Consider the following 24,562-nt stretch of genomic DNA (forward strand, 5'->3'; position numbering starts at 1 on the left):
GAAAGGTCGTAAACAATGATCCAGATGCAAACCAACCTGGAAGTCGCCGATAACAGCGGGGCGCGCCGGGTGCAGTGCATCAAGGTGCTTGGCGGGTCCAAGCGGAAGGTCGCGACCGTGGGCGACGTCATCGTCGTCTCGGTCAAGGAGGCCATTCCGAAGGGCCGCGTCAAGAAGGGTGACGTGCATCGCGCCGTCATCGTCCGCACCGCGAAGGAACTGCGTCGGGAGGACGGGTCGGCGATCCGTTTCGACCGGAATGCCGCCGTGCTGATCAACAAGCAGGGCGAGCCGATCGGCACCCGTATTTTCGGGCCGGTCACTCGCGAGCTGCGCGGCAAGAAGTTCATGAAGATCATCTCGCTGGCGCCGGAGGTGCTGTAATGGCCGCCAAGATCAAGACCAAGGACAAGGTCGTTGTCCTGACCGGCCGCGACAAAGGCAAGACCGGCGAGGTGTTGAAGGTTTTCCCCAAGGAGAACCGTGCCGTTGTGCAGGGCGTGAACGTGGTGAAGAAGCACCAACGTGCCAGCGCCCGCTCGCAGGGTGGCATCATCGAGATGGAGGCGCCGATCAACGTCTCCAATCTCGCTCACGTCGATCCCAAGGATGGCAAGCCGACCCGCGTCGGTTTCAAGATCCTTGAGGATGGCCGCAAGGTGCGTGTCGCCAAGCGGTCCGGCGAAGTCATTGACCTGTGAGGACCCGGGCATGACCGCACGTTTGAAAGAAGTTTACGATTCCAAGATCCGCGCCGCTCTGAAGTCGGAATTCGGCTACAAGAACGACCTGGAAGTTCCGCGGATCGAGAAGATCGTGGTCAACATGGGTGTCGGCGAGGCTGTCGCCGACTCCAAGAAGATCCAGCTCGCCGTGGCCGAGATGGCCGCCATCACCGGTCAGAAGCCGGTGGTGACCAAGTCGCGCAAGTCGATCGCCCAGTTCAAGCTGCGCGAAGGCATGGCGATCGGCTGCAAGGTCACGCTCCGCCGCGACCGCATGTACGAGTTCCTGGATCGCCTGGTGACGATTGCGTTGCCGCGCGTCCGTGACTTCCGCGGTATCCCGGGTGACAGCTTTGACGGCCGTGGCAACTATGCCATGGGTGTCAAGGAGCAGATCATTTTCCCGGAGATCGATTACGACAAGATCGATCAGATCCGCGGCATGGACATCATCATCGTCACTTCGGCGAAGACCGATCAGGAAGCCAAGGCTCTCCTGAAGGGCTTCGACATGCCGTTCGTGAGCTGAGGCTGGAGCACGACCATGGCTAAGACCAGTGCCATCGAAAAGAACAAGCGTCGCGCCAAGCTGGCCAAGCAGTACGCGAACAAGCGTGCGCGCCTGAAGGCAATCGCGAACGACAAGGCCCTCCCGCCGGAAGAGCAATTCGCTGCCCGCCTCAAGCTGGCCGAACTGCCGCGCAACTCCTCGAAGGTGCGCATCCGGAACCGCTGCGAAATGACCGGGCGTCCGCGCGCGTTCTATCGCAAGTTCAAGCTGTCCCGCGTCACGCTCCGCGAACTGGCCTCGACCGGCCAGATTCCGGGCATGACGAAGTCGAGCTGGTAAGGAGGGTCCGAGAATGTCTTTGAGCGATCCGCTCGGCGATATGCTGACCCGCATCCGCAACGGTCAGCACGCCCGCATGTCCGTTGTGGTTTCCCCGGCGTCTAAGCTGCGCGTCAACGTCCTGGAAGTTCTGAAGCGTGAAGGCTTCATCCGCGGCTGGTCCGAGGAAGAACTGCGTCCGGGCGTCAAGAACCTGAAGATCGAGCTGAAGTACCACGAAGGCGAGCCTGTCATTAAGCAGATCGCCCGTGTGTCGAAGCCCGGCCGCCGCGTCTACTCGAAGATCGCCGACCTGCCCCGTGTCTACAACGGGCTCGGTCTGTCGATCCTGTCGACCCCGCGCGGCGTGATGTCGGACAATGAGGCCCGCTCCGCCAACGTTGGCGGTGAAGTCCTCTGCCGCGTGTTCTAAGGGGGATTGGCAGATGTCGCGCATTGGCAAGCATCCCGTGCCGGTCCCGGCTGGCGTCGACGTAAAGGTCGACGGTCAGCAGGTGACGGCCAAGGGCAAGCTGGGGCAACTCAGCCTGACCCTGATCGACGACATCACCGCCTCGCTGGAAGACGGCAAGGTGGTGGTGAAGCCGGCAAACGACAGCAAGCGCGCCCGCGTCATGTGGGCGACCTCGCGCACCCTGATCAACAACATGGTCACCGGTGTCAGCCAGGGCTACACGATCAACCTGGAAATCAACGGCGTCGGTTACCGCGCGGCCGTGCAGGGCAAGGAGCTGGTTCTCCAGCTCGGCTTCTCGCACGACGTGAAGTACCCGATCCCGGAAGGCATCACGATCAAGTGCGACAAGCCGACGGCCATCTCGGTCAGCGGCTACGACAAGCACAAGGTCGGCCAGGTCGCCGCCGAGATCCGCGGTTGGAAGAAGCCGGAGCCCTACAAGGGCAAGGGCATCAAGTACGAGACCGAAACCGTCCTGCGCAAGGAAGGTAAGAAGAAGTAACCGCCATGCTGAAGCCAAAGCAACTCCACGAGCGCCGCAAGCAGCGCGTGCGCGCGCAGATTGCCAAGAAGGCCGGCGGGCGCGTTCGCCTCTCGGTCTTCCGGTCCAATCTGCACATCTACGCCCAGATCATCGACGACGTGAACGGCCAGACGCTCGCGTCTGCCTCGTCGCTCGAGAAGGAGCTGCGCGAGCAGCTCAAGCACGGCGGCAACGTCGATGCTGCCAAGCGCATCGGCGAGCTGATTGCCGAGCGCGCCAAGGCCGCTGGGATTACCGAGGTCGTGTTCGACCGCGGTGGTTACATTTACCATGGCCGGGTCAAGGCCCTGGCCGACGCCGCCCGTGAGGGCGGGCTGTCGTTCTAAGGAGGCCCGGATATGGCACGTGAACGTGGGGAGCGGGACAACCGCGACCGGCAGCCGCGCGAGCGGGAAGAAAGCGAGCTGATCGAAAAGCTCGTCGGCATCAACCGCGTTGCCAAGGTGGTCAAGGGTGGTCGTCGCTTCGGCTTCGCCGCTCTGGTCGTCGTTGGCGACGGCAAGGGTCGTGTCGGCGTCGGCTCGGGCAAGGCCCGCGAGGTCCCGGAAGCCATTCGCAAGGCGACCGACCAGGCCAAGCGCGGCATGATCCGCGTCCCGCTGCGCGAAGGCCGTACGCTGCATCATGACACCAACGGCCACTTCGGTGCCGGCAAGGTCGTGCTGCGGGCGGCTCCGGCCGGTACCGGCATCATCGCCGGTGGTCCGATGCGCGCGATCTTCGAGGCTCTTGGCGTCGCTGACGTCGTGACCAAGTCGATCGGCACGTCGAACCCGCACAACATGATCAAGGCGACCTTCGACGCCCTGACCCAGGTCACCAGCCCGCGGTCCGTCGCGGCGCGCCGTGGTCGTCGCGTGAGCGACATCCTCGGTCGTCGCGAGGCCGGCGCCGGTCAGGAGGCCTGATCATGAGCGAGAAGAAGACCGTCGTCGTGACCCAGATCGGCAGCCCGATCGGCCGCAAGCACGACCAGCGCGAAACGCTGGTCGGTCTGGGTCTCAACAAGCTGCACCGGACCCGCGAGCTGGAGGACACTCCGGCCGTGCGGGGCATGATCGCCAAGGTCGCGCACCTGGTCCGCGTCGAGAACGAGGGCTGAGATCATGACCAAGCTTAATGACCTGCGTGACAACGCCGGTGCCCGCAAGGCGCGCATGCGCGTCGGTCGCGGTATCGGTTCGGGCAAGGGCAAGACCGCTGGCCGCGGCGTGAAGGGTCAGACCTCGCGCACCGGTGTGGCGATCAACGGCTTCGAAGGCGGGCAGATGCCTCTGCACCGCCGCCTGCCGAAGCGCGGTTTCCGGAACATCTTCGCCAAGGAATACTCGGTGGTTAACCTGGGCATGGTCCAGAAGGCCATCGACCTGGGCAAGCTGAACGCCGCCGAGACCATCGATGCCGCGGCGCTCAACGCCGCCGGCGTCACCGGCAAGGTGAAGAAGGACGGTGTCCGTCTGCTGGGCAAGGGCGAGCTGACCACGAAGGTTTCCTTCACGGTCGCCGGCGCGTCCAAGTCGGCGATCGAAGCCGTCGAGAAGGCGGGTGGCAGCGTCACGCTGACCGCTCCCGCCGCCGAAGCCGCCGAGTAAAGTTCCGCGACAAGCCCGTGCTTGCGCGCGGGCTTTCGGGGCACTACAAAAAGCGAAGTCGCGAGGGGCGGCCTGCGTCATGCAGTGCCGCCCCGTTCGCGCTTACGGGACAGGGATTGGACCATGGCATCAGCGGCCGAGCAGCTTGCCGCCAACATCAATTTCGGGGCTTTCTCCAAGGCGACCGAGCTGAAAAAGCGGATTTGGTTCACCTTGGCGGCCCTGATCGTCTATCGGCTGGGCACCTACATCCCGATTCCGGGCATCGATCCGCACATCCTGCAGGACGTTTTCAAGCAGCAGGGCAGCGGCATCCTCGGGATGTTCGACATGCTGGCCGGCGGTGCGCTCCACCGCATGACCATCTTCGCGCTCAACATCATGCCGTACATCTCGGCGTCCATCATCGTGCAGTTGCTGACCGCCGTGTCGCCGCAGATGGAGGCCATGAAGAAGGAAGGCGAGGCCGGGCGCAAGAAGCTGAACCAATACACCCGGTTCGGCACCGTCGTTCTCGCCACCGTCCAGGCCTACGGCCTCGCGGTCGGGCTTGAGTCGATGCGCGGCTCCACGGGTGCTGCGGTCATCGACCCTGGCCTGTTCTTCCGCATCGCCACGGTCATCACGCTGGTCGGCGGCACCATGTTCCTGATGTGGCTGGGCGAACAGATCACCGCGCGGGGCATCGGCAACGGCACCTCGCTGATCATCTTCGCCGGCATCGTCGCGGAACTGCCGCGTGCGCTGGTCAACACGCTGGAACTCGGCCGCCAGGGCGCGCTGTCCACCGTCTTCATCATCCTGATGCTGGTGATGGCGGTCGGTGTGGTGTTCTTCATCGTCTTCATGGAACGCGCCCAGCGCCGCCTGCTGGTGCAGTACCCGAAGCGTCAGGTCGGCAACCGGGTGTTCGGCGGCGAAGCGTCGCACCTGCCGCTGAAGATGAACACGGCCGGCGTGATTCCGCCGATCTTCGCCTCGTCGCTGCTGCTGCTGCCGCTGACCGCGGTCGGCTTCGCCGGCGGCGAAGGGCCGGAGTGGCTGCAGGCGGTGTCGCGCTATGTCGCGCACGGCACGCCACTCTATATGCTGCTGTACGCCTCGCTGATTGTGTTCTTCTGCTTCTTCTACACCGCCATCGTCTTCAACCCGACGGAGACGGCCGACAACCTGCGCAAGTACGGCGGCTTCATCCCCGGCATCCGTCCGGGCAAGAACACCGCCGACCACATCGACTACGTGCTGACGCGGCTGACGGTCATCGGCTCCGCCTACCTTGTGGCGGTTTGTCTCCTCCCCGAAATCCTGATATCCCAGCACTCGGTTCCGTTTTATTTTGGCGGCACCAGCCTGCTGATCGTGGTCACCGTCACGATGGACACGGTTGCGCAGATTCATTCCCACCTGCTGGCCCACCAGTATGAGGGATTGATCAAGAAATCGAAGCTTCGGGGGAGAAAGTAATGAACCTCATACTGCTCGGTCCGCCGGGCGCCGGGAAGGGGACCCAGGCGCGCCGTCTGGAAGACACTCGTGGTCTGGTGCAGTTGTCGACCGGCGACATGCTCCGCGCCATGGTGGCGGAAGGCGGGCCGCTCGGGCAGCAGGCGAAGGAGATCATGGCCGCCGGCAAGCTGATGCCGGACGAGCTGATGGTCAGCATGATCGCCGAACGCATTTCGAAGCCTGACGTGAAGAACGGCTTCATCCTCGACGGGTTCCCGCGCACGGTCGCTCAGGCCGAGGCGCTGGATCGGATGCTGGATGAGAAGGGCCTGAAGCTCGATCACGTGATCGAGATGCGGGTGGTCGACGACGTGCTGGTTGACCGCATCACCGGCCGTTATACCTGCGCCAAGTGCGGCAAGGGCTATCACGACAGCTTCGAGAAGCCGAAGGTCGAGGGCGTCTGCGATGTCTGCGGCAGCACCGAATTCAAGCGGCGCGCCGACGACAATGCGGAGACGGTGACCACCCGCCTGGGCCAGTATCACCAGCAGACCGCGCCGATCCTGCCCTATTACCAGGGCCGCGGCGTGCTGAAGGTGGTGGACGGCATGGCCGACATCGATGAGGTTACCAAGCAGATCGGGACGATCCTCGCCAGCTGAGGATCGCCGTCGGTCGGATAGAAAAAGGCCGCAGTCTCCGTCCGGAGGCTGCGGCCTTTCTTTTTGCCGTCTTTGGAGCGGGCTGCCGGTGTCAGCCGGCGCTGGGGGAGGGCGAGGCGTCGGTCGCGCTGTCGGTGCCGCCGGCGGAATGGTCGGACATCGTGCGGTAGCGCGCCAGGATCCAGCCGAGATGAGCGGTGACGGCGTTCGCGGCGCCGTCCGGGTCGCGGCGGGCGAGGGCCTGATGGATGGCACGGTGATGCTCGATCATCAGCGCTTCATGGTTTTCCATGAAGGGTTCCGTGTGCTTCATCTCGACCATGTTGCCGAGGATGTCGCGGATGGTCGACAGCAGATGGAGGTAGACCGGACTGCCCGACGCCTGGGCGACAGCGACGTGGAAATCCATGTCGTCGGCAGCGCGACCGCCGTCGCGGTTGGTCTCGGTCATCGCCGCCAAAATGCGGCCGATGGTGTCGATTTGCTCCGGCGTCGCGCGCTCCGCGGCGCGGCGGGCGGCCCAGCTCTCCAGTGCCATGCGGATTTCGACAAGGTCGCACAGGTTCTGGTGGGTGCTGCGGACCATGGCGGTCAATGCCCCGTCCATTACACCGGCCGAGGAGACGACACGGGTGCCGCCGCCCTGGACTGCGGTCAGGAAGCCCTGCGTCTTCAACTTCTGCAGCGCGGCGCGAACGGAAACCCGGCTGACATGCAGCTGTTCAGCCAGCTGGCGCTCGCCCGGCAGACGTTCCCCCGGCACCAGCTCGCCCCGCGCAATGCGGTCGAGGAGCTGTTGCGCCACCCACTCCGAAATGCGCTGGGAAGAGGAGGGGACGTGAGCGCTGTCGTCGGTGCCGGGCACGGGTTGTTCCCCTTTGGTCGGAAGGCGGTTCATTGCTGGATGGTCATACCGGTAACGGTCCCTGCGGGTGCGGTCAATGCCCGACCGTCGCGCTGCGGCGCCTTGCCCACGGGATGGAAAACTATGGCGGCGATGGCGATGGGCAACCGCCCGGACCTGGGGGTCAGCGGCCGCCGGGGCGGGCCAGCAGGATGCCCGCCAGGATCACTGCGGCACCCAGTGCCTGCAACGGGCCCAGAGGCTCGCTCAGGAGAATCCAGGCGAGGATGGCTGCCGCTGCCGGCTGAAGCAGCAGGCTGACCGAAGAGAAGGACGCCGGCAGATGCGCCAGGGCGTAGGCGATCAGGCTCTGGCCGCAGGCGTGGCTGAACAGGGCAAGCCCCGCCAGCACCGCCCAGCCGGACGCGCTCGCCGGCAGCATCGGCTCGCCGTCATACAGGCCGATCGGCAACAGCACCAAGGCGGATATCGCGCCGCTCCAGGTCATGATGGTGGCGGTGGAGAATTCCGCGCGCAGCCGCCCGACCGACAGGATGTAGCCGGCATAGAAGGCGGCGGTGAGCAGGGCCAGCCCATCGCCGAACAGATGATCGGCATCGAGTTGGAAGCTCTCCCCCATCAGCACGATGGCGCCCGCCAGTGCCAGCAGCATGCCCATGACGAAACGGCGGGTGATCCGCTCCTTGAACAGGAACCAGGCGGCCGGCGCCACGTAGAGCGGGGCGAAGTTCGCCAGCAGCGTCGAGTTGGCGACCGAAGTGAAGCGAATCGACGTGTGCCAGATCGCAAGGTCGCCGGCGAAGAACAGGCCGGCCAGCGACAGGCGGGCATAGTCGGAGACCGAGGAGGGGCGGCGGCTGGAGCGCCCGCCGTGCTGCCGCGACTCGGCGGCCATCCACAGCCCCAGTGCTGGCATCGCCAGTGCGGTCCGCCAGAAGCCGGTGGCGACCGGTCCGACCTCCGACAGCCGGACGAAGATGGGGGCAAAGGCGATGCCCAAGGCGCCGACCAGCAGCGCGATCAGGGCGATGCGCTGGGTCCGGTAGGCATGGTCGACGGGGAAGGCACTGGCGTCTGGCATGGACCGCTTATAACGGCCGCCCGGTTGCCGGGCCAGCGGGACGCAAGTCATGGCTGCCGTGCGCCCCCGGGACTCTCCCGAAGGCTGCCGGCGGCGATGGGAAAAACCGCGGATCAGCGCGGACGGATGCGGCGCAGCGCGACCGACTCGTCGTCGTCCGAACCGAAATCGTCATAGTGCACCGGGCAACGGCCGTCCTTGCGGGGATGGTCCTTGACGGTGGCCGGATACCAGTCGCCTTTCCATTCCACGGACACCCGCATGCCGGGCTGGCACAGCGACGAACCGGCGGCATAGCCACCATTGTTGGACATCGGAGCGGCCCCCATCGGCGCCTGCATCATCGGCGCCTGAACGCCGCCCGGCGGCACCGGGCTCAGCATCGGCGCGGCGGGCGCCGGCTTTTCCTGGTCGCAGAAGGCGGTGCAGACGCGCTTGGCGACCACCTGCCCGCCGCAGCTTCCGCCGAAGCAGTCGCGATAGTCGGATTCGCAGCGCGCTTCGCAACTGCTGTTGCCGCAGGAATAGGAGCGGTCGAAATCACCCACCGACTTCTTGATCGGCTTCTTCTCCGCCTGCTGGCGGTTGACGTAGGCCTGATAGTCGTAGAGGGCGCGCGACCGCGCCTCGTTCACGCAGGCCTGCTGCGACATGCCGCAATTCTGGCGGCAGTAGTTGCGGTTCTGCTGGCACTGGTTGACGCAGAGCCGACCTTCGGCCGAGCTTGGCGGGACGAGGCTGTACTGCGTCTCGTAAACGGGTCCGCAAGCGCTGAGCAGCGCCATCACGGCAAGGCAGAGGGAAAGCAGGCGAAGCATGCGGGTCGTCTTCCGGGTGGGTTCGCGCGGGAGAGGGAAGGACAGCCTAGCATCTTGCCGTTCGGGCTACCACCATCGGCCGCGCTTCCGCCCGGTGTCGCGGTTGCGTTAGTGTGGCATATGGCCACATCACCTTCCGAACATCGCCAGCCCGTCACCGCCCCCGCGCCGGCACCGCGCAGTGCCGTTCCGCTGCTGGGACCCGGCGATCCGCCGCCGGCGACCACGCTGAACCCGGATGCCGGCGGACCGCTGCTGCTGCTGTGCGACCACGCCTCCCGCGCGGTCCCGCGGTCGCTGGCCGACCTCGGTCTGCCGGAGGAGCAGCTCTGCCGCCACATCGCCTACGACATCGGCGCGGCCGAGGTGACGCGGCGGCTGGCGGAGCGGTTCGGCGCCACCGCGGTGCTCTCCGGATTCTCCCGGCTGGTGATCGATCCGAACCGGGCGCTTGAGGATCCGACCGCCATCCCGGTGGTCAGCGACGACGTGGTGATCCCCGGCAACCGTGCGCTCGATGCCGAGGCCCAGGCGCAGCGGGTGGAGGCGCTGTTCAAGCCCTACCACGCCGCGGTCGCGGCGGCGGTCGCAGCGATCCGCGCCCGTGGGCAGGTGCCGGTGCTGGTTTCGGTGCACAGCTTCACCCCGGCCATGCGCGGGGTGGCGCGGCCCTGGCACATCGGCGTTCTGTGGGACAACGATCCGCGCCTGCCGGTGCCGCTGATCGACGCGCTGAAGGCCGACGGCCGCTGGTGCGTCGGCGACAACCAGCCCTATTCCGGCCGCGGCACGCTGGGCGGCACGGTGGAGACCCATGCGACCCCCGCCGGCTACCCCAATGTCCTGCTTGAGGTGCGGCAGGACCTGATCGCCACGCCGGAGGGCGCCGATCTCTGGGCGCAGGTGATCGGCGACGCGCTGGACCCTCTGCTCTCCCTGCCGTCGCTGACGGTCGTCCACCATTATCCCCGGGCCTGACACCGCATGGAAAGCACCGTGACCGAACCGTCCTTCACCCTCGGCCTGGAAGAGGAATATCTGCTGGTCGACCGCGGCACGCGCGACATCGTGACCAGCCCGCCGGACGAGATGCTGGAAGCCTGCCAGGAACAGGCGCCCGGCCGCATCCATCCGGAATTCCTGCGCTGCCAGATCGAGGTGGGAACGCCGGTCTGCAAGACGCTGGACGAGGCGCGGGCCGAGTTGGCGGCGCTGCGCGGCACGGTGGCCGGGGTGGCCGACCGCTACGGGCTGGCGCCGATCGCCGCCTCGACCCACCCCTTCGCCGCATGGGAGCCGCAGAAGCACACCAACCGCGACCGCTACAACATGCTGGCCCGCGACCTCGGTGCGCCGGCCCGCCGGCTGATGATCTGCGGCATGCATGTGCATGTCGGGATCGAAGACGACGACCTGCGCATCGACCTGATGAATCAGGTCCGCTATTTCCTGCCGCACCTGCTGGCGCTGTCGACCTCCTCGCCCTTCTGGCGCGGGCGCGACATGGAGCGCCGCTCCTACCGGCTCAGCGTTTGGCACGAGCTGCCGCGCACCGGCATGCCCGCCAGCTTCCAGAGCTATGGCGAGTATCAGAGCCACGTCGCGGTTCTGGTGAATGCCGGGGTGATCGAGGATGCCAGCAAGCTGTGGTGGGACATCCGCCCGTCCTCGCGCTTCCCGACGCTGGAGATGCGCATCACCGACATCTGCACCCGGCTGGACGATGCGGTGACGGTGGCGGCGCTGTATCGCTGCCTGCTGCGCATGCTGTGGCGGCTGAAGCTGCGCAATGTGACGTGGCGGCCCTACAAGAACCTGCTGATCGAGGAAAACCGCTGGCGCGCCCAGCGCTACGGCCTGGACAGCGGGCTGGTCGATTTCGGGCAGGGCCGCATCGTGCCCTACGCCGACCTGCTGGACGAAATCATCGACCTGACCCGCGAGGATGCCGAGCATTTCGGCTGCACCGCCGAGGTCGGGCGGGCACGTGAAATTCTGAAGCGCGGCACCAGCGCACACCGGCAGATCGAGATCTTCCAGGCGGCGCTCGCCGACGGCGCCAGCGAGGACGAGGCTTTGCGGCGGGTGGTGGACTGGCTGGTGGAGGAGACGATGGTGGGGGTGCGGGACGAGCCGTCACCGACGGGCGTCACCGCCTGATCCCGCCCCCCCGGCGTCCACGGAGTTGTCAGCGCAGGGGCGTGTCGAAGATATGCGCCTCGCCCTCGACATGGATGCGGACGCGGCTGCCGATCCTCGGCAAATCCAGGCTGGAATGGCGCAGGAGCAGCGGGTTGCGCTGCCCCGGCACAGTGCCGAGCGCCACCGCGACCTTGCAGACGGAGCCGCCGAACTCGACGTCGATGACCCGCCCCCAGCTTTCCGCACCGCTCTCCCCGGCCTTCGGCGGGGTGTTCGGCGGGGCGTCGCGGTCGTCCACCACCAGCCGGAGCTGTTCGGGGCGCAACATGATCTCGGCCGCGCCGCGCCGGGAACCGGCGCTCACCGCCAGCCGGCCGAGACTGCAGCTCGCCCAGCCGTTTTCGACGTCCGCCGGCAGAATGATCGCATCGCCGAGGAACGCCGCCGTCTCGCGGTCGCGCGGCCGCCGGTACAGCTCCTGGGGCGAGCCGACCTGCGTCAAGCGGCCTTCGCGCATCACCGCCACCTGATCGGCGAAGGACAGCGCTTCGGCCTGGTCGTGGGTGACGAGGATCGTCGCGATCCCGGCTTCGCAGAGCACCCGGGCGACGGTGCGGCGCAGGGAGTTGCGCAAGCCGGTGTCGAGCGCCGAGAAGGGCTCGTCCAGCAGCATCAGCGCCGGCTTGCGGGCGAGCGCGCGGGCGAGCGCGACGCGCTGCTGCTGGCCGCCGGACAGTTCGTGCGGCCGGCGCTCCAGCATCTGCGGATCGAGTTCCACCGCATCCAGCAGTTCGAGGATGCGGCTCCGCCGGCCGGCATCGCCGCGCTCCAGCCCGAAGCCGATGTTGTCGGCGATGCTGAGATGGGGGAACAGCGCGCCGTCCTGCGGCACATAGCCGATGCCGCGACGGTGGGCCGGCACGATTCCGGCGCCATCCACCAGCGGGTGCCCGTCGAGCAGGATACGGCCGCTGTCGGCGGACTCGAAGCCGGCGACGATGCGCAGAAGCGTGGTCTTTCCCGAGCCGGAACGTCCGACGATGGCGGTGCGGCTGCCGGCATGCACCGAGAGGTCGACATCCTCCAGCGCCACCGCGTTGCCATACCGTTTTCCCAGTCCCTGAACCTGAAGGAAGCTCATCGTCCGGCGGCCCGTTTCGATTGGATGTGGAGAAGGATCGTCATCGGCAGCGATGCGGCGACCATCATCACCGCATAGGGGGCAGCCCCCGCATAGTCGATCTCGCTGGTCAGCGACCAGAATTCGGTGGCCAGCGTGCGCGTGCCGCTGGGGGCGAGCATCAGGGTCGCCGTCAGCTCGTTGGTGATGCCGAGCGCCACCATCGCCATGCTGGCCGCCGCACCGGGGGCGGCGAGCCGGAAGGTGATCTGGCGCACCGCCTGCAACGGTGTGCGGCCAAGCGCCATGGCCGCCCGCTCCAGCTCGACCGGCGCCTGGGCGAGGCTGGCCCTCAGCCCGACCAGGGCCCGCGGCAGGAACAGCAGCAGGTAGGCCAGCAGCACCGTGCCGACGGTTTGGTAGAGCGGCAGCGCGACCCGCACGGTGATCGTCACCAGCGACAGGGCGACGACCACGCCCGGCAGCGAGCCGACATAATAATGGCAGGCTTCCAGAAGACGCTGGAGCCGGCCGGGCGCACGCACCGACAGCCAGGCCATCGGTGCGGCGGCCAGCGTGGTCAGCAGCGCGCCGGCCAGCGCCAGGGCGACGGTCTGGACGATGGCGCCGCCGATGTCGGCGCCCTGCCAGATGCGGGAACCGCCGATGGCCAGCCAGCGGCCGAGCGTCAGCAGCGGGACGCCGAGCGAGAGTGCGGCGAACAGCAGCGGGATCAGCAGGCAAGGCAGGGTCGCGCGGCCGAGTTCGACCGGTGCCGCCCGTCTTGCGGCGCCGCTGCCGACACGGGCGTAGCGTTCGTGGCCGCGCAGCAGCACCTCGCCGCCCATCAGCCCCATGCAGAGCAGCACGAGCACGCCGGCCAGCATGTTCGCCGCCGGGCCGTTGTAGGCCGACTGGAACTGGTCGACGATGGCGGTGGTGAAGGTGTCGAACTGGATCATGACGTAGAGGCCGTATTCGGCCAGCAGATGCAGGCCGATCAGCAGCGAACCGCCGCAGACGGCCAGCCGCAGCTGGGGCAGCACCACCGTCAGGAAAACCCGCCATGGTCCGTGGCCGAGCGAGGCGGCGACGTCCTCCATCGTCGGATCGAGCCGGCGCAGCTGGGCGGCGACCGGCAAATAGAGGAACGGGGAGTAGGCGAGCACCGAGACCAGCACCGCTGCCGCCAGCCCGTGCAGGCCGGGGGCGACGGTGACCCAGGCATAGCTGTGGACGAAGGCGGGGACCGCCAGCGGCGCCACCGCCAGCCAGGCCCAGAACCGCCGTCCCGGCAGGTCGGAGCGCTCGGTCAACCAAGCCAGCGTGACCGCCACCAGGATGGAAAGCGGCAGGGTCAACAGCACCAGCAGCAGCGTGTTCACCAGCAGCTCGCCGACCCGGCGGCGGAACACCAGCTCGACCACCGTGTCCCATCCGGTCTGGAAGGTGATCCAGACGACGAAGGCGAGCGGCATCAGCGCAAGTGCCGCGACCACAGAGGTGACGGCCAGGACCGGCAGTGCCGCCTGCTTGGGACGGCGTGCGGTGACGAGGGAGGCCGCGGCATGAAGCGTGGGGCGGTCGCGGTCCGCCTGCGGCTGGGAAGAGTGTGGGTGAAGAGCGATGACGGTGAACTCCGGAACCGGCTCCGGGTCCGTCCGGATGGACGGGCCTGAACTGCCGCCGCCCGCGGGTTCGATGCCGCGGGCGACGGCAGATTGGATTACAGCAGGCCGGCCGCAGTCATCAAGTCGGTGACGGCCTTGTTGTTGAGAGCCTCCGGCTTGACCTTCGGCGCCTGCAGCTTGTCCAGCGGCTCCAGCTTGGCATTGGACGCGATGCCGCTGGCAACGGCATATTCATAAGAATTGCCGTCGCGCAGCACTTCCTGCCCGCCCTTGCCGGTCAGGAACTTCACGAAGGCCTCGGCCTCGCGCTTGTTCTTGCTGGATGCCAGCATGCCGGCGCCGGAGATGCTGACGAACGCGCCGGGATCGCCGTTGCGGAAATAATGCAGGGCGACGTTCTTGCTGTTCTCGCCGCCGGTGCGGGCCTGATCGCCGATGTAGTAATAATGGTAGATCACCGCGCCCTCGACCTCGCCGGCATTCACCGCCTTCATGGCGACGCTGTTGCCGCGGTAGGGCTTGGCGTTCTCCTTCATCGCCTTCAGCCAGGAGGCGGTGGCCGCCTCGCCTTTCAGCTGAAGGAGCGCGCCGACGATGGCCTGGAAGTCGGCACCGGCGGGCGAGGCGGCCCAGCGGCCCTTCCACTCCGGGTTGGCGAGGTCGAGCAGCGACTTCGGCAGCTTGTCCTGCGTCAGCTTGCCGGTGTTGTAGGCGAAGACGGTGGAGCGGGCGGCGATGCCGACCCAATGGCCGTTGGCCGGGCGGAAGCTCTCGGGCACCGGGGCCAGCGTCTCGGCGCCGAGCGGCGCGAACAGCCCGGCATTGTCGACCAGGGCCATCGCCGGCGAATTCTCCGTCAGGAACACGTCGGCGGGGGAGGCGGCGCCCTCCTGCACGATCTGGTTCCCAAGCTCCATGTCGCTGCCGTTGCGCACGGTCACCTTGATGCCGGTCTCGCGGGTGAAGCGCTCCACCCACTCCTTGGTCAGGCTGGCGTGCTGGGCGTTGTAGACCGTGATGCCATCGGCACTCGGCGTCGCCTGGGTGGGGGCCGTCTGCGCCGAGGCGGTGCCGGTGAGGGCCACGACCGGCAGGGCGGCGAGAGCGGAGGCGAGGGCGAGCGACCGGACGAACCGGGAGCGGGAGATCTTCATTCCAACCTCTTCTTCGGACAGGCCGGGCCTCGAGGGACCAAGCCATCGCCGCCTTTTAGTCCCTCCCGCCACTTGTTGCAACTTGTTCTCATTCGCGTAAACTTGTCCAACGACTGGCTTTTTCGTCGATCCAACCACCTTGACGCGCGCGTCACGTCTCCATACGATTCCGCACCGTCGATGCCGCAGGAATGCGGGTTGAACAGGGCTGGCAAATAAGACGCTGAAAAGCAAAGAGGGCCGCTCCATCGCAGGCGGCCCTCTTTTAATTTTCGGTGCCAACTTCGAGGGGAGGGGGAGCATGGCGGGCGCCAAGTTCCTGAAGTTCGATACGCAGAGCCTGCATGCGGGGCAGAAGCCCGATCCGGCCACCGGGGCACGGGCGGTTCCGATCCACCTGACCTCCTCCTACGTCTTCAGCGACGTCGATCAGGCGGCGGCGCTCTTCAACCTGGAGCGGCCCGGCCACATCTATTCGCGCATCTCCAACCCCACCGTCGCGGTGCTGGAGGAGCGGCTGGCGACGCTGGAAGGCGGGGTGGGCGCGGTCTGCACCGCCAGCGGACAGGCGGCGCTGACGCTCGCCATCATGACGCTGATGGGGGCGGGCGGGCACATCGTCGCCTCCTCCTCCATCTATGGCGGCAGCCGCAACCTGCTGGCGTATACCCTGCCGCGCTTCGGCATCACCACCACCTTCGTCCATCCGCGCGACTTCGACGGCATCCGCGCCGCGATCCGTGATGAGACCCGGCTGGTCTTCGGCGAGGTGCTGGGCAATCCGGGGCTGGAGGTGCTGGACGTGCCGAAGGTCGCGGCCATCGCCCATGAGGCCGGGATCCCGCTGCTGATCGATTCGACCTTCACCACCCCCTATCTCTGCCGGCCGTTCGAGCATGGCGCCGATCTGGTCATGCATTCCTGCACCAAGTGGCTGAGCGGGCATGGCACCGCCATCGGCGGCGTGGTGATCGATGGCGGCCGCTTCGACTGGGAGGCATCGGGCAAGTTCCCGACCCTGACCGAGCCCTATGCCGGCTATCACGGCATCGATTTCGCCGAGGAATACGGCCCGGCCGCCTTCATCGCCCGTGCCCGTGCCGAGGGTTTGCGCGACTTCGGCGCCTGCATGAGCCCGATGAACGCCTTCCAGATCCTGCAGGGCGTGGAGACGCTGCCGCTGCGGATGAAGTGCCACATCCACAACGCCCGCAAGGTCGTGTGCTTCCTGGAAGGGGAGCTGAATTCGGAGAAGGGGGCGGTCGCCTGGGTCTCCTACCCGGAACTGGTCGATCATCCCGACCATGCTCTGGCCGCCCGGCTGCTGCCGCATGGCGCCGGTTCGATCATCTCCTTCGGCATCCGGGCCGGCGCGCAGGGCGGCGGCCGCGAGGCCGGACGGCGCTTCATCGAGTTGCTGACGCTGTTCTCGCACCTCGCCAATGTCGGCGACGCCAAGTCGCTGGTGATCCATCCGGCCAGCACCACCCACGCCCAGCTCGATGCCGAGGCGCTCAAGGCCTCCGGGGTGGGGGAGGACATGATCCGCCTGTCCATCGGGCTGGAGGATTGCGAAGACCTGATCGACGATCTGAAGCAGGCGCTGCGCGCCGCCACCAAGGGCTGAGGGCCGCGCCATGCAGCTGACCGTCAACGGAAACCCCGTCTTCATCCACACCGGCGGCCGGGACATCGACCCCGCCCGTCCGGCTGTCGTGCTGATCCACGGCGCCGGCATGGACCACAGCGTGTGGAGCCTGCAAAGCCGCTATCTCGCCCACCATGGCCGCTCCGTCCTGGCGGTCGATCTGCCCGGCCATGGCCGTTCCGGCGGCGGGCCGCTGGACAGCATCGCCGCCATCGCCGACTGGGTGATCGCCCTGCTGGACGCCGCCGGGCTGGAGCGGGCGGCGCTGGTCGGCCACTCCATGGGCGCGCTGGTGGCGCTGGACGCCGCCGCTCGCCATGGAGGCCGGGTCGAGGCGGTGGCATTGCTGGGCGTGGCGGAGCGGATGCCGGTCCATCCGGACCTGCTGGCCGCGGCCCATGCCGGCGAACAGTCGGCCATCGAGATGGTGATCGGCTGGGGCTCCGGCCCGCGCGGCCATGGCGGTGCCCAGGGCGGCGGCTGCCCGACGCCGGGGCTGGCGCTGATCCCCGGCGGGCGCCGGCTGATGGATTCGGTGCGTCCGGGCGTGCTGGGCGTCGACCTCGCCGCCTGCAACGACTATGGGCAGGGGGCCGATGCCGCGGCGATGGTCGCCTGTCCGGCGCTGTTCCTGCTGGGGGCGCTCGACAAGATGACCCCGGCGAAGGCCGGACGGTCGCTGGCGGCCCGCGTCAAGACATCGCAGGTCGTCGTCCTGCCGCAGACCGGGCATATGGTGATGACCGAGTCCCCCGATTCGGTGCTGGAAGCCTTGGCTTCCTTCCTGTCCCTGCGGCGGGGATAGGGGTTTCAACGCGGAAATCATGCACCCGGAGTGGGGTTGATCCTGACATGAACCGTTAACGCCCTCTGATTACCCTGCGGACGGCGGGATCGAGCGCAATCCCGCTGTCCGCATCAGGGTCGGGGGTGTCGTCTTGCAGGATGGCCTGTCCAGGGAACTCAGGATCGGCGGCCTGTTCCAGGATCGCCGCGAGCTTGTCGCTGTGCTGTCGCCGGACGGGCGCGTGCGCCACATCGGCGAGTTCGCGGGCGACCTGCTGGGCTATCCGCCGGAGGCGCTGGCCGGCGCATCGCTCGGCGAGCATATCCACCCCGACGATGTGGAGGAGGCGCAGCACAGGCTGCAACTCCGCGTGAACGCTCCCGCGGGCAGCAGCGGCCGCGCCGTTTTCCGCTTCCGCCATGCCGATGGCGGCTGGCGCTGGCTGGAGGTCACCACCCGCAACGAGCTAGCCGACCCGGCCATCGGCGGGCTGGTGCTGAACATCCGCGACATCAGCGACCACATCGCCCTGTCGGAGCGGCTGCGCGCCAGCGAGGCGCGTTACCGCACCCTGGCGGAGGCGGTGCCGGTCGGCATTCTGCAGGCCGATTCCACAGGGCAGGTGCAGTTCGCCAATGCCCGTCTGGCCGGGATCACCGGGCTGGAGCCCGACCGGCTGCTCGGCAGGGGCTGGCTCGATGCCGTGCATCCGGAGGACCGGGAGCGGGTGGCGGCGGATTGGCGGCTGGACTCGGGCTGCGATGCCGCGACGACCGATTTCCGCTTCCACGATCCGGACGGGACGGGGGCCGACCGCCGGGTGCTGTGCCAGCGCATCCGCCTGGAGGATGGCGGCACCATCGCCACCATCACCGACGTCAGCGAATATGTGCTCACCGCCAACGCGCTCCGCCTGTCGGAGGCGCGCAACGAGGCGGTTCTCGACACCGCCGCCGATGCGATCCTGACCGTCGACGAGGCGGGCGTGCTGCTCAGCTTCAACCGTGCGGCGGAGGCGATGTTCGGCGTTGCGGCGGGCGACCTGCTGTGGCGCCCGCTCGACCGCCTGATCCCGCTGGCCGATTTGAGGGAGGAGGGCGGCATCCGGCTGGAGTTCGCTCCCGGCCAGACCACCGCCCTGGTCGCCCGCGACCGTGCGGCGGAGGCGGAACGTGCCGACGGCACCCGCTTTCCTGTCGAGCTGTCGGTCAGCGCCAGCGAGGTGGAGGGGCGGCGGCTCTACACCGCCATTCTTCGCGACGTGACCGAGCGTCGGCGGGTCGAAGCCGAGCTTCTGGCAGCCAAAGAGGCGGCGGAGGCCGGGGACCAGGCGAAATCGACCTTCATTGCGACGATGAGCCACGAGTTGCGCACCCCGCTGAACGCGGTGATCGGCTTCTCCCAACTGTTGGAGACGCAAGCCGGGACTGCCGCGGCGGGCGGGCGGCAGAATGACTTAATGGCTGACTGCGTCGGGGCGATCCGGCAGGCCGGCGAACAGCTTCTGGCGATCATCGACGACATCCTCGATATGGCGCGCGTCGATGCCGGCGGGTTGTCGCTGGTCGAAGGATCGGTGAACCTGTCGGCGTTGATCGAGCGCGCGGTGGCGGATCTGCGCTTCCATGCGACCCGTCAGGGCGTGACGGTCGAGGTGATGGCCGACGGCGACCTGCCGCCGATTCGCGGCGACGACCGCCGCCTCGGGCAGGCCTTGGGGAACCTGCTGTCCAACGCCATCAAGTTCAGTCATCCGGGTGGTCCGGTCAGCCTGTCCGCAGGGCTCGCCGCCGATGGTTGGGTGGAGCTGTCGGTGTGCGACCGTGGCGTCGGCATGCGGCAGGAGGACGTCGCGCAGGCGCTCACCCCCTTCGGCCAGATCGACCAGACCGTCACCCGCCGTCACGAAGGCATCGGTCTCGGCCTGCCGCTGGCGCTGCGTCTGGTGGAGGCGCATGGCGGCACGCTGACGTTGGACAGCGCGCCGGGGCAGGGCTGCACCGCCACCATCCGGCTGCCGCCCTCGCGCATCATGACCATCGCGGAGTTGCTGGCGTCGATGTCCTGATCTGGCCTGTGCCGCCCGGATGTGCCAGAAGCTGTCGCGGGATGTCCGCCTTGTCGGTGGACGGTTTCGGAAAGGCAGGTGTGCGATGGCGGATCGGAACGGTGTCAGGGACGCGGTGGTGCTGGTCAGCGGCGGGCTCGACTCGACGACGGTGCTCGCCATCGCCAAGGCCGAGGGCTACCGGGTCAATGCGCTCAGCTTCCGTTACGGCCAGCGCCATTCGGTGGAACTGGAAGCGGCGCGGCGGGTGGTCGCGGCGATGGGGGTGGAGCGGCATGTGATCGCCGACATCGACCTGCGCGCCTTCGGCGGCTCGGCCCTGACCGACTCCATCGCCGTGCCGAAGCACGACAGCACCGCCGATCTGCAGGCCGGGCTGGGCGAGGGCATCCCCGTCACCTATGTCCCGGCGCGCAACACCGTCTTCCTGTCCTTTGCGCTGGCCTGGGCGGAGACGCTGGGAGCATCCGACCTGTTCATCGGCGTCAATGCGCTGGATTACTCCGGCTATCCCGACTGCCGGCCCGAATACATCGCGGCGTTTGAAACACTCGCCAACCTCGCCACCAAGGCCGGGGTCGAAGGCACCAGCCGCTTCAGGATCCATGCACCGCTGATGACGCTGGACAAGGCCGCCATCGTCCGCCGCGGGCTGGAGCTGGGGGTGGACTACAGCCTCACCCACTCCTGCTACGATCCGACGCCGGAGGGGTTGTCCTGTGGCGCCTGTGACAGCTGCCTGCTGCGTCTCAAGGGCTTTTCCGAAGCCGGAATGACCGATCCGATCCGTTACGATACCGGAATGAATGCGTAACAGAAGAGATCGTTTCGCGATCGGTTCTTATATCCAGGCCGTCACTTCCAGGGCATCTCGGTCCACAGGCTGCGGAACTCGCCGTCCAGCTGCATCAACTCGGCGGTGAAGGCGTCGGGGCCGACGATGCGCAGCGGCTGGAAGGTCTCGCGCGCCTTGGCCTGGAATTCCGGATCCATGGCGGCCTTGGTGATCGCCTCGATCAGGGGGCGGCGGATCTCCGGCGGCAGGCCTTTCGGAGCACCGATGCCGCGCATCGACACCATGTCGATGGCATAGCCCTGCTCGCGGAAGGTCGGCAGGTCGGGTGCCATGTCCCAGCGCGATCGGCTCATCACGCCCAGCATCCGCACCGGATCGCCACCGGCGAGTCCACGCAGCCCCTCGCCCAGATTCTGGTCGCAGATCTGGATGTGCTGGCCCAGCATCGCCCGGTAATTCTCGGCGCTGCCGGGAAAGGGCACATGGGTGAGGTGAACCCCGGCCTGCCGTTCCAGCAGGAGCATGGCGAGATGGTCGTCGGAGCCGATGCCGGTCGAACCGACGGTGAGAGCGCGGGGATTGGACTTGGCCTGGGCGACCACGTCTGCGACCGAGCGGAACGGGCTGTCGGCGCGGACGGTCATCACGCCGGGGTCGTCGACGATGTTCACCAGCGGATCCAGCCGATCCAGGCCGTAGCGCGCCTGCCGTTCGATCGGGATGGTGATGAGGTTCGGCGTGTTGATGAAGCCGATGGTGTAGCCGTCGGGCACGGCGTCGGCGATGGCGGCGAAGCCGATTTCCCCGCCGGCGCCGGGACGGTTCAGGATGACGATCCGGGCGCCTCCCAGATACCGCTCGATGTAGGGCGCCAGCATGCGGGCCGTCACGTCGGTCGATCCGCCGGCCCCATAGGCCACGATCATGGTGATCGGCTTCTCCGGATAGGCGGCCTGCGCCATCGGGGCGGCCGCAGCGCACAGAACCAGCGCCGCGAGTGCCGTGCCGAAAAGGGATGCGGCACGGCCGCCGGCCATGCGCAGTAATCGGGTCGCTGCTGTCATCGCTCCATCCCTTCTTTCGTGCCGATGGGGCCGGCGCCGGCTCCGCTCGCCTCGGCACCCGCATCCACACGCCGTCGCTTGTGCGTGTATTGGCTAAATTTATTGATATCGAAAAGGGTGTCTCCGCGCGAAATGCCGCGGATAAAGTTTGAAAATTTCCTTTTATCGCGAATTAAAGCGCGCAACGTCATGCATATGACACTCGACGGAGATGCGCTGCGCGACGATAATGCAACCCGCGGATTCGGGTGCCGAGGGTTCGGAACGGCCAGTGTGGACTGCGCCCGGTTGGGCGCGGGCCCGCTCCCTCCCGTGCCCCTCGTCCGATGAACTCGTTCCACGAAGCGAGAGCGCTGCACCCGGCCTACTCGCCGTTGCGTGCCTGAGAGAGCGGACATCCATCCAATGACACATACCCTGAGATCGCCACGGCCGGCTGCCTTCCGGCTGAGATCGCCCCAGGACCTGGCGGCCGGGCTGCTGCTCGCCGCCATCGCACTCGGCGGCCTGTGGCTGGCGCGCAATTGGGAGGCCGGGTCGCTGGCCCTGATGCAGGCCGGCTTCTTCCCGCGGCTCGTCTGCTATTTCCTGCTGTTGTCGGGGCTCGCGACGATGTTTCGCGCCCTGACCGCCGATGCGCCGGCGGCATTGGCCTGGGCATGGAGGCCGTCGGTCGCCATCACCGTCGCGGTGGTGGCCTTCGCCGCCCTGCTCGACAAGCTGGGACTGGTGCTCGCCATCCTGGCGCTGATCGGGATCGGCGGGCTGGCCGGCCGGCCGCTGCGCCCGGGTCCCTTCACCGCATTGTGGGCCACGCTGGCCTCCGCCTGCGTCGCTATCTTCTCCTGGGGACTGGGCCTGCCGCTCCAGATCTGGCCATGATGGACGTCTTCGCCAATCTCTGGCTCGGGCTGGGCGTGTCGGTCGAGCCGATGAACCTGCTCTACTGCTTCCTCGGCGCCCTGATCGGCACGCTGATCGGCGTTCTGCCGGGGCTGGGGCCGACGGCGACGGTGGCGCTGTTGCTGCCGATCACTTTCTACCTGCCACCGGTCGGCGCGCTGATCATGCTGGCCGGCATCTTCTACGGCGCCCAGTATGGCGGCTCGACCACCGCCATCCTGGTGAAGCTGCCGGGCGAATCCTCGTCCGTCATGACCTGCCTGGATGGCAACGCCATGGCGCGCCAGGGCCGCGGCGGCGTGGCGCTGGCGACCGCGGCACTGGCCTCGCTGTTCGCCGGCATCGTCACCACGCTGGTCATCGCCGTCGCCGGTCCGCCGCTTGCCGGGGTGGCGCTGGCCTTTGGTCCGTCGGAATATGTGGCGCTGATGCTGGTCGGGCTGATTGGTGCGGTGATCCTCGCCCACGGCTCCGTCGTCAAGGCGGTGGCGATGATCCTGATCGGGTTGCTGCTGTCGATGGTCGGCACCGACGTCAATTCCGGCCAGATGCGCTTCACCTTCGACATCCCGCAGCTTTACGACGGGCTGGACTTCGTGCCGCTCGCCATGGGGCTATTCGGTCTGGCCGACATCATCATCAACCTGGAGGAGACGGAGGGGCGCGGCATCGAGCCCTCGCCGATCCACCGGCTGTGGCCGAGCTGGCAGGACTTCAAGGACGCCTGGCCGGCGGCGGTGCGCGGCACGGCTCTCGGCGCCTTCCTCGGCATCCTGCCGGGCGGCGGGGCGACGCTGAGCGCCTTTTCCTCCTATGCGCTGGAAAAGAAGGTGGCGCGGGATCCGGCTGCCTTCGGCAAGGGCGCCATCCAGGGTGTCGCCGGGCCGGAGGCCGCCAACAATGCCGGCGCCCAGGCCAGCTTCATCCCGATGCTCAGCCTCGGCATTCCGTCCAACGCGGTGATGGCGCTGATGATCGGCGCGATGATGATCCACGGCATCACACCGGGCCCGCAGATCATGACCAAGCAGCCCGACCTGTTCTGGGGCATGATCGCCAGCATGTTGGTCGGCAACATCATGCTGGTGGTGCTGAACCTGCCGCTGATCGGCATCTGGGTGCGGCTGTTGCGCGTTCCCTACGCCTACCTGTTTCCCGCCATCCTGGTCTTCTGCTGCATCGGCACCTACAGCCTGCGCAACGACGTCTTCGACGTGGTGATGATGGCCGGCTTCGGCCTGTTCGGGTATGTGCTGAAAAAGCTGGACTGCGAACCGGCGCCGCTGCTGCTCGGCTTCGTCCTCGGCCCGCTGCTGGAGGAGAATCTCAGCCGGGCGATGCTGCTGTCGCATGGCGACCTGGGCATCTTCGTGTCCCGGCCGATCAGCGCCGGCCTGATGGCGGTGGCCGCCGGCCTGCTGGCCCTGATCCTGCTGCCGGCCTTCCGCCGCCAGCGCGAGGTGGCCTTCAAGGAGTAAGCGTCGCCTCTGCGGGGTGAGTCCTGCGGCAATCCGCTGCGGGACTCGTCTCTTGCCGAACAAGATAAAATTTTATATAAAAGCATATCGATTGTTGGGAATGGTGAGGGAGCGCATCATGGCCGCCACCGCCTGGATGGGACAGCGTCTGCCCGGCCGTGCCGCTCAGGCGGTACTCCGCGCACATCGCCGGGCCAATGCCCGCAAACGCGTCTGGTCCCGCGACATCGCCCGCCTGATGCTGGTTGCCTCCATCCTCGTCCTGGGCGTGCTGGCGGTGGAGATCGGGCGCAAGGCCGTCACCATCCTCAGCCACAACACCGTCCAGCAGTCCGTCGAGATCACCGGTTAGGGTCAGGGCAGGATCACCACATAGCGCTTTGTGGTGGCCGCGATCACCGTCCAGCTTCCCTGGAATCCCGGTTCGATGACGAAACGGTCCCCGGCCTTCAAGGTCCATGACCGGCCATCGTCATGGGCGACGATGCTTTCGCCTTCCAGAATCTCGCAATATTCCCACTCGTCATAGACGATGCGCCAGGAGCCGGGCGTCGACCGCCATGTGCCGGCGAACCGCTTGCCATCGGGCAACTCGTAGCCGTTCCAACTGGTGAAGACCGGCGCGCCCGACAGGATGCGCTCGGCTGCCGGTGCGCCCGTTTCGGGGGTGATGCCGTCGAGGTCGGCCAGGAGCGACAGGGGGATGGGCAGGGTCATCGTCAGGGCTC

The 24,562-nt window shown here is 67.4% G+C and carries 30 protein-coding genes; 21 read left to right on the forward strand and 9 right to left on the reverse strand.

Annotated elements, in window-relative coordinates; translation table 11 throughout:
- The first annotated feature begins 15 nt into the window (after window positions 1-15).
- From rplN to ACWPN8_RS04810, 12 genes are all read left to right on the forward strand, one after another.
- Window positions 16-384: a 50S ribosomal protein L14 gene (gene rplN / locus ACWPN8_RS04755; protein WP_012973215.1), complete on the forward strand. Its 369-nt coding sequence runs from the start codon at window positions 16-18 to the stop codon at window positions 382-384.
- A complete protein-coding gene (gene rplX, locus ACWPN8_RS04760) occupies window positions 384-701 on the forward strand; it encodes a 50S ribosomal protein L24 (RefSeq protein ID WP_014246896.1) in 318 nt (105 codons plus the stop codon). The genes rplN and rplX overlap by 1 nt, the downstream gene beginning before the upstream one ends.
- Before the next feature lie 10 nt (window positions 702-711).
- Entirely contained in the window at window positions 712-1,254 is a 543-nt protein-coding gene (gene rplE, locus ACWPN8_RS04765; RefSeq protein WP_012973217.1) for a 50S ribosomal protein L5, read from the forward strand.
- Between the two features lie 15 nt (window positions 1,255-1,269).
- Window positions 1,270-1,575: a 30S ribosomal protein S14 gene (gene rpsN, locus ACWPN8_RS04770; RefSeq protein WP_098740488.1), complete on the forward strand. Its 306-nt coding sequence runs from the start codon at window positions 1,270-1,272 to the stop codon at window positions 1,573-1,575.
- A 13-nt stretch (window positions 1,576-1,588) separates the two neighbouring features.
- Window positions 1,589-1,987 carry a 30S ribosomal protein S8 gene (rpsH, locus tag ACWPN8_RS04775; protein ID WP_085088120.1) on the forward strand — a complete coding sequence of 133 codons (399 nt, stop codon included), beginning with the start codon at window positions 1,589-1,591 and terminating at the stop codon, window positions 1,985-1,987.
- Between the two features lie 13 nt (window positions 1,988-2,000).
- Window positions 2,001-2,534: a 50S ribosomal protein L6 gene (gene rplF, locus ACWPN8_RS04780; RefSeq protein ID WP_063633869.1), complete on the forward strand. Its 534-nt coding sequence runs from the start codon at window positions 2,001-2,003 to the stop codon at window positions 2,532-2,534.
- A gap of 5 nt (window positions 2,535-2,539) precedes the next feature.
- Entirely contained in the window at window positions 2,540-2,902 is a 363-nt protein-coding gene (rplR, locus tag ACWPN8_RS04785; protein WP_098740487.1) for a 50S ribosomal protein L18, read from the forward strand.
- Window positions 2,903-2,914: 12 nt separating this feature from the next.
- The gene (gene rpsE, locus ACWPN8_RS04790; RefSeq protein WP_014246902.1) at window positions 2,915-3,484 is read left to right on the forward strand and encodes a 30S ribosomal protein S5; all 570 of its coding nucleotides are present in this window, start codon (window positions 2,915-2,917) and stop codon (window positions 3,482-3,484) included.
- 2 nt (window positions 3,485-3,486) lie between these two features.
- Window positions 3,487-3,678, forward strand: coding sequence for a 50S ribosomal protein L30 (rpmD, locus tag ACWPN8_RS04795; protein WP_042694084.1), 192 nt, complete (start codon window positions 3,487-3,489; stop codon window positions 3,676-3,678).
- Window positions 3,679-3,682: 4 nt separating this feature from the next.
- Window positions 3,683-4,168 (forward strand): 50S ribosomal protein L15, encoded by a 486-nt coding sequence (gene rplO / locus ACWPN8_RS04800; protein ID WP_434617528.1) that lies wholly within the window; start codon window positions 3,683-3,685, stop codon window positions 4,166-4,168.
- Window positions 4,169-4,291: 123 nt separating this feature from the next.
- A complete protein-coding gene (gene secY / locus ACWPN8_RS04805; protein ID WP_098740484.1) occupies window positions 4,292-5,632 on the forward strand; it encodes a preprotein translocase subunit SecY in 1,341 nt (446 codons plus the stop codon).
- Window positions 5,632-6,279: an adenylate kinase gene (locus ACWPN8_RS04810; RefSeq protein WP_098740483.1), complete on the forward strand. Its 648-nt coding sequence runs from the start codon at window positions 5,632-5,634 to the stop codon at window positions 6,277-6,279. Before secY ends, ACWPN8_RS04810 begins: the two co-directional genes overlap by 1 nt.
- Before the next feature lie 91 nt (window positions 6,280-6,370).
- Here ACWPN8_RS04810 and ACWPN8_RS04815 read toward each other — a convergent pair whose 3' ends face one another.
- The 3 genes from ACWPN8_RS04815 to ACWPN8_RS04825 form a co-directional block, all read right to left on the reverse strand.
- Window positions 6,371-7,144: a FadR/GntR family transcriptional regulator gene (locus ACWPN8_RS04815; protein ID WP_492240047.1), complete on the reverse strand. Its 774-nt coding sequence runs from the start codon at window positions 7,142-7,144 to the stop codon at window positions 6,371-6,373.
- A gap of 163 nt (window positions 7,145-7,307) precedes the next feature.
- The gene (locus ACWPN8_RS04820; protein ID WP_492240048.1) at window positions 7,308-8,225 is read right to left on the reverse strand and encodes a DMT family transporter; all 918 of its coding nucleotides are present in this window, start codon (window positions 8,223-8,225) and stop codon (window positions 7,308-7,310) included.
- A gap of 113 nt (window positions 8,226-8,338) precedes the next feature.
- Window positions 8,339-9,043 (reverse strand): tudor domain-containing protein, encoded by a 705-nt coding sequence (locus ACWPN8_RS04825; RefSeq protein WP_492240049.1) that lies wholly within the window; start codon window positions 9,041-9,043, stop codon window positions 8,339-8,341.
- 120 nt (window positions 9,044-9,163) lie between these two features.
- Here ACWPN8_RS04825 and ACWPN8_RS04830 point away from each other — a divergent pair, with 120 nt between their 5' ends.
- Window positions 9,164-10,021, forward strand: coding sequence for an N-formylglutamate amidohydrolase (locus tag ACWPN8_RS04830; RefSeq protein WP_492240050.1), 858 nt, complete (start codon window positions 9,164-9,166; stop codon window positions 10,019-10,021).
- A gap of 18 nt (window positions 10,022-10,039) precedes the next feature.
- Window positions 10,040-11,203, forward strand: a complete 1,164-nt coding sequence (locus tag ACWPN8_RS04835) for a carboxylate-amine ligase (protein ID WP_492240051.1) — start codon at window positions 10,040-10,042, stop codon at window positions 11,201-11,203.
- A gap of 28 nt (window positions 11,204-11,231) precedes the next feature.
- Here ACWPN8_RS04835 and ACWPN8_RS04840 read toward each other — a convergent pair whose 3' ends face one another.
- The 3 genes from ACWPN8_RS04840 to ACWPN8_RS04850 form a co-directional block, all read right to left on the reverse strand.
- Entirely contained in the window at window positions 11,232-12,326 is a 1,095-nt protein-coding gene (locus ACWPN8_RS04840) for an ABC transporter ATP-binding protein (protein ID WP_492240052.1), read from the reverse strand.
- Window positions 12,323-13,804, reverse strand: coding sequence for an ABC transporter permease (locus ACWPN8_RS04845; RefSeq protein ID WP_247873342.1), 1,482 nt, complete (start codon window positions 13,802-13,804; stop codon window positions 12,323-12,325). The genes ACWPN8_RS04840 and ACWPN8_RS04845 overlap by 4 nt, the downstream gene beginning before the upstream one ends.
- 227 nt (window positions 13,805-14,031) lie before the next feature.
- Window positions 14,032-15,090: an iron ABC transporter substrate-binding protein gene (locus tag ACWPN8_RS04850; protein WP_492240053.1), complete on the reverse strand. Its 1,059-nt coding sequence runs from the start codon at window positions 15,088-15,090 to the stop codon at window positions 14,032-14,034.
- 301 nt (window positions 15,091-15,391) lie between these two features.
- Here ACWPN8_RS04850 and ACWPN8_RS04855 point away from each other — a divergent pair, with 301 nt between their 5' ends.
- From ACWPN8_RS04855 to queC, 4 genes are all read left to right on the forward strand, one after another.
- Window positions 15,392-16,717, forward strand: a complete 1,326-nt coding sequence (locus ACWPN8_RS04855; protein ID WP_492240054.1) for an O-acetylhomoserine aminocarboxypropyltransferase — start codon at window positions 15,392-15,394, stop codon at window positions 16,715-16,717.
- A gap of 10 nt (window positions 16,718-16,727) precedes the next feature.
- Complete coding sequence (locus tag ACWPN8_RS04860; RefSeq protein ID WP_492240055.1) at window positions 16,728-17,543, forward strand: alpha/beta fold hydrolase; 816 nt, start codon at window positions 16,728-16,730, stop codon at window positions 17,541-17,543.
- Window positions 17,544-17,676: 133 nt separating this feature from the next.
- The gene (locus ACWPN8_RS04865; protein ID WP_492240056.1) at window positions 17,677-19,593 is read left to right on the forward strand and encodes a PAS domain S-box protein; all 1,917 of its coding nucleotides are present in this window, start codon (window positions 17,677-17,679) and stop codon (window positions 19,591-19,593) included.
- Window positions 19,594-19,678: 85 nt separating this feature from the next.
- On the forward strand, window positions 19,679-20,407 hold the full coding sequence (gene queC, locus ACWPN8_RS04870) for a 7-cyano-7-deazaguanine synthase QueC (protein ID WP_109452151.1): 729 nt from the start codon (window positions 19,679-19,681) through the stop codon (window positions 20,405-20,407).
- A gap of 41 nt (window positions 20,408-20,448) precedes the next feature.
- Here queC and ACWPN8_RS04875 read toward each other — a convergent pair whose 3' ends face one another.
- A complete protein-coding gene (locus ACWPN8_RS04875; RefSeq protein WP_492240057.1) occupies window positions 20,449-21,453 on the reverse strand; it encodes a tripartite tricarboxylate transporter substrate binding protein in 1,005 nt (334 codons plus the stop codon).
- Window positions 21,450-21,644, reverse strand: a complete 195-nt coding sequence (locus ACWPN8_RS04880) for a hypothetical protein (RefSeq protein ID WP_146208108.1) — start codon at window positions 21,642-21,644, stop codon at window positions 21,450-21,452. The genes ACWPN8_RS04875 and ACWPN8_RS04880 overlap by 4 nt, the downstream gene beginning before the upstream one ends.
- A 214-nt stretch (window positions 21,645-21,858) precedes the next feature.
- Between ACWPN8_RS04880 and ACWPN8_RS04885 the strand changes: the two genes are divergently transcribed.
- The 3 genes from ACWPN8_RS04885 (at window position 21,859) to ACWPN8_RS04895 (ending at window position 24,186) form a co-directional block, all read left to right on the forward strand.
- Window positions 21,859-22,335, forward strand: a complete 477-nt coding sequence (locus tag ACWPN8_RS04885; protein ID WP_109452147.1) for a tripartite tricarboxylate transporter TctB family protein — start codon at window positions 21,859-21,861, stop codon at window positions 22,333-22,335.
- On the forward strand, window positions 22,332-23,834 hold the full coding sequence (locus tag ACWPN8_RS04890; protein WP_376958371.1) for a tripartite tricarboxylate transporter permease: 1,503 nt from the start codon (window positions 22,332-22,334) through the stop codon (window positions 23,832-23,834). Before ACWPN8_RS04885 ends, ACWPN8_RS04890 begins: the two co-directional genes overlap by 4 nt.
- Before the next feature lie 118 nt (window positions 23,835-23,952).
- Complete coding sequence (locus ACWPN8_RS04895) at window positions 23,953-24,186, forward strand: hypothetical protein (RefSeq protein ID WP_109452145.1); 234 nt, start codon at window positions 23,953-23,955, stop codon at window positions 24,184-24,186.
- 2 nt (window positions 24,187-24,188) lie between these two features.
- Here ACWPN8_RS04895 and ACWPN8_RS04900 read toward each other — a convergent pair whose 3' ends face one another.
- Window positions 24,189-24,551: a cupin domain-containing protein gene (locus ACWPN8_RS04900; RefSeq protein WP_492240058.1), complete on the reverse strand. Its 363-nt coding sequence runs from the start codon at window positions 24,549-24,551 to the stop codon at window positions 24,189-24,191.
- Between the last annotated feature and the right edge of the window lie 11 nt (window positions 24,552-24,562).

Source organism: Azospirillum sp. UENF 112521, assembly GCF_058780665.1.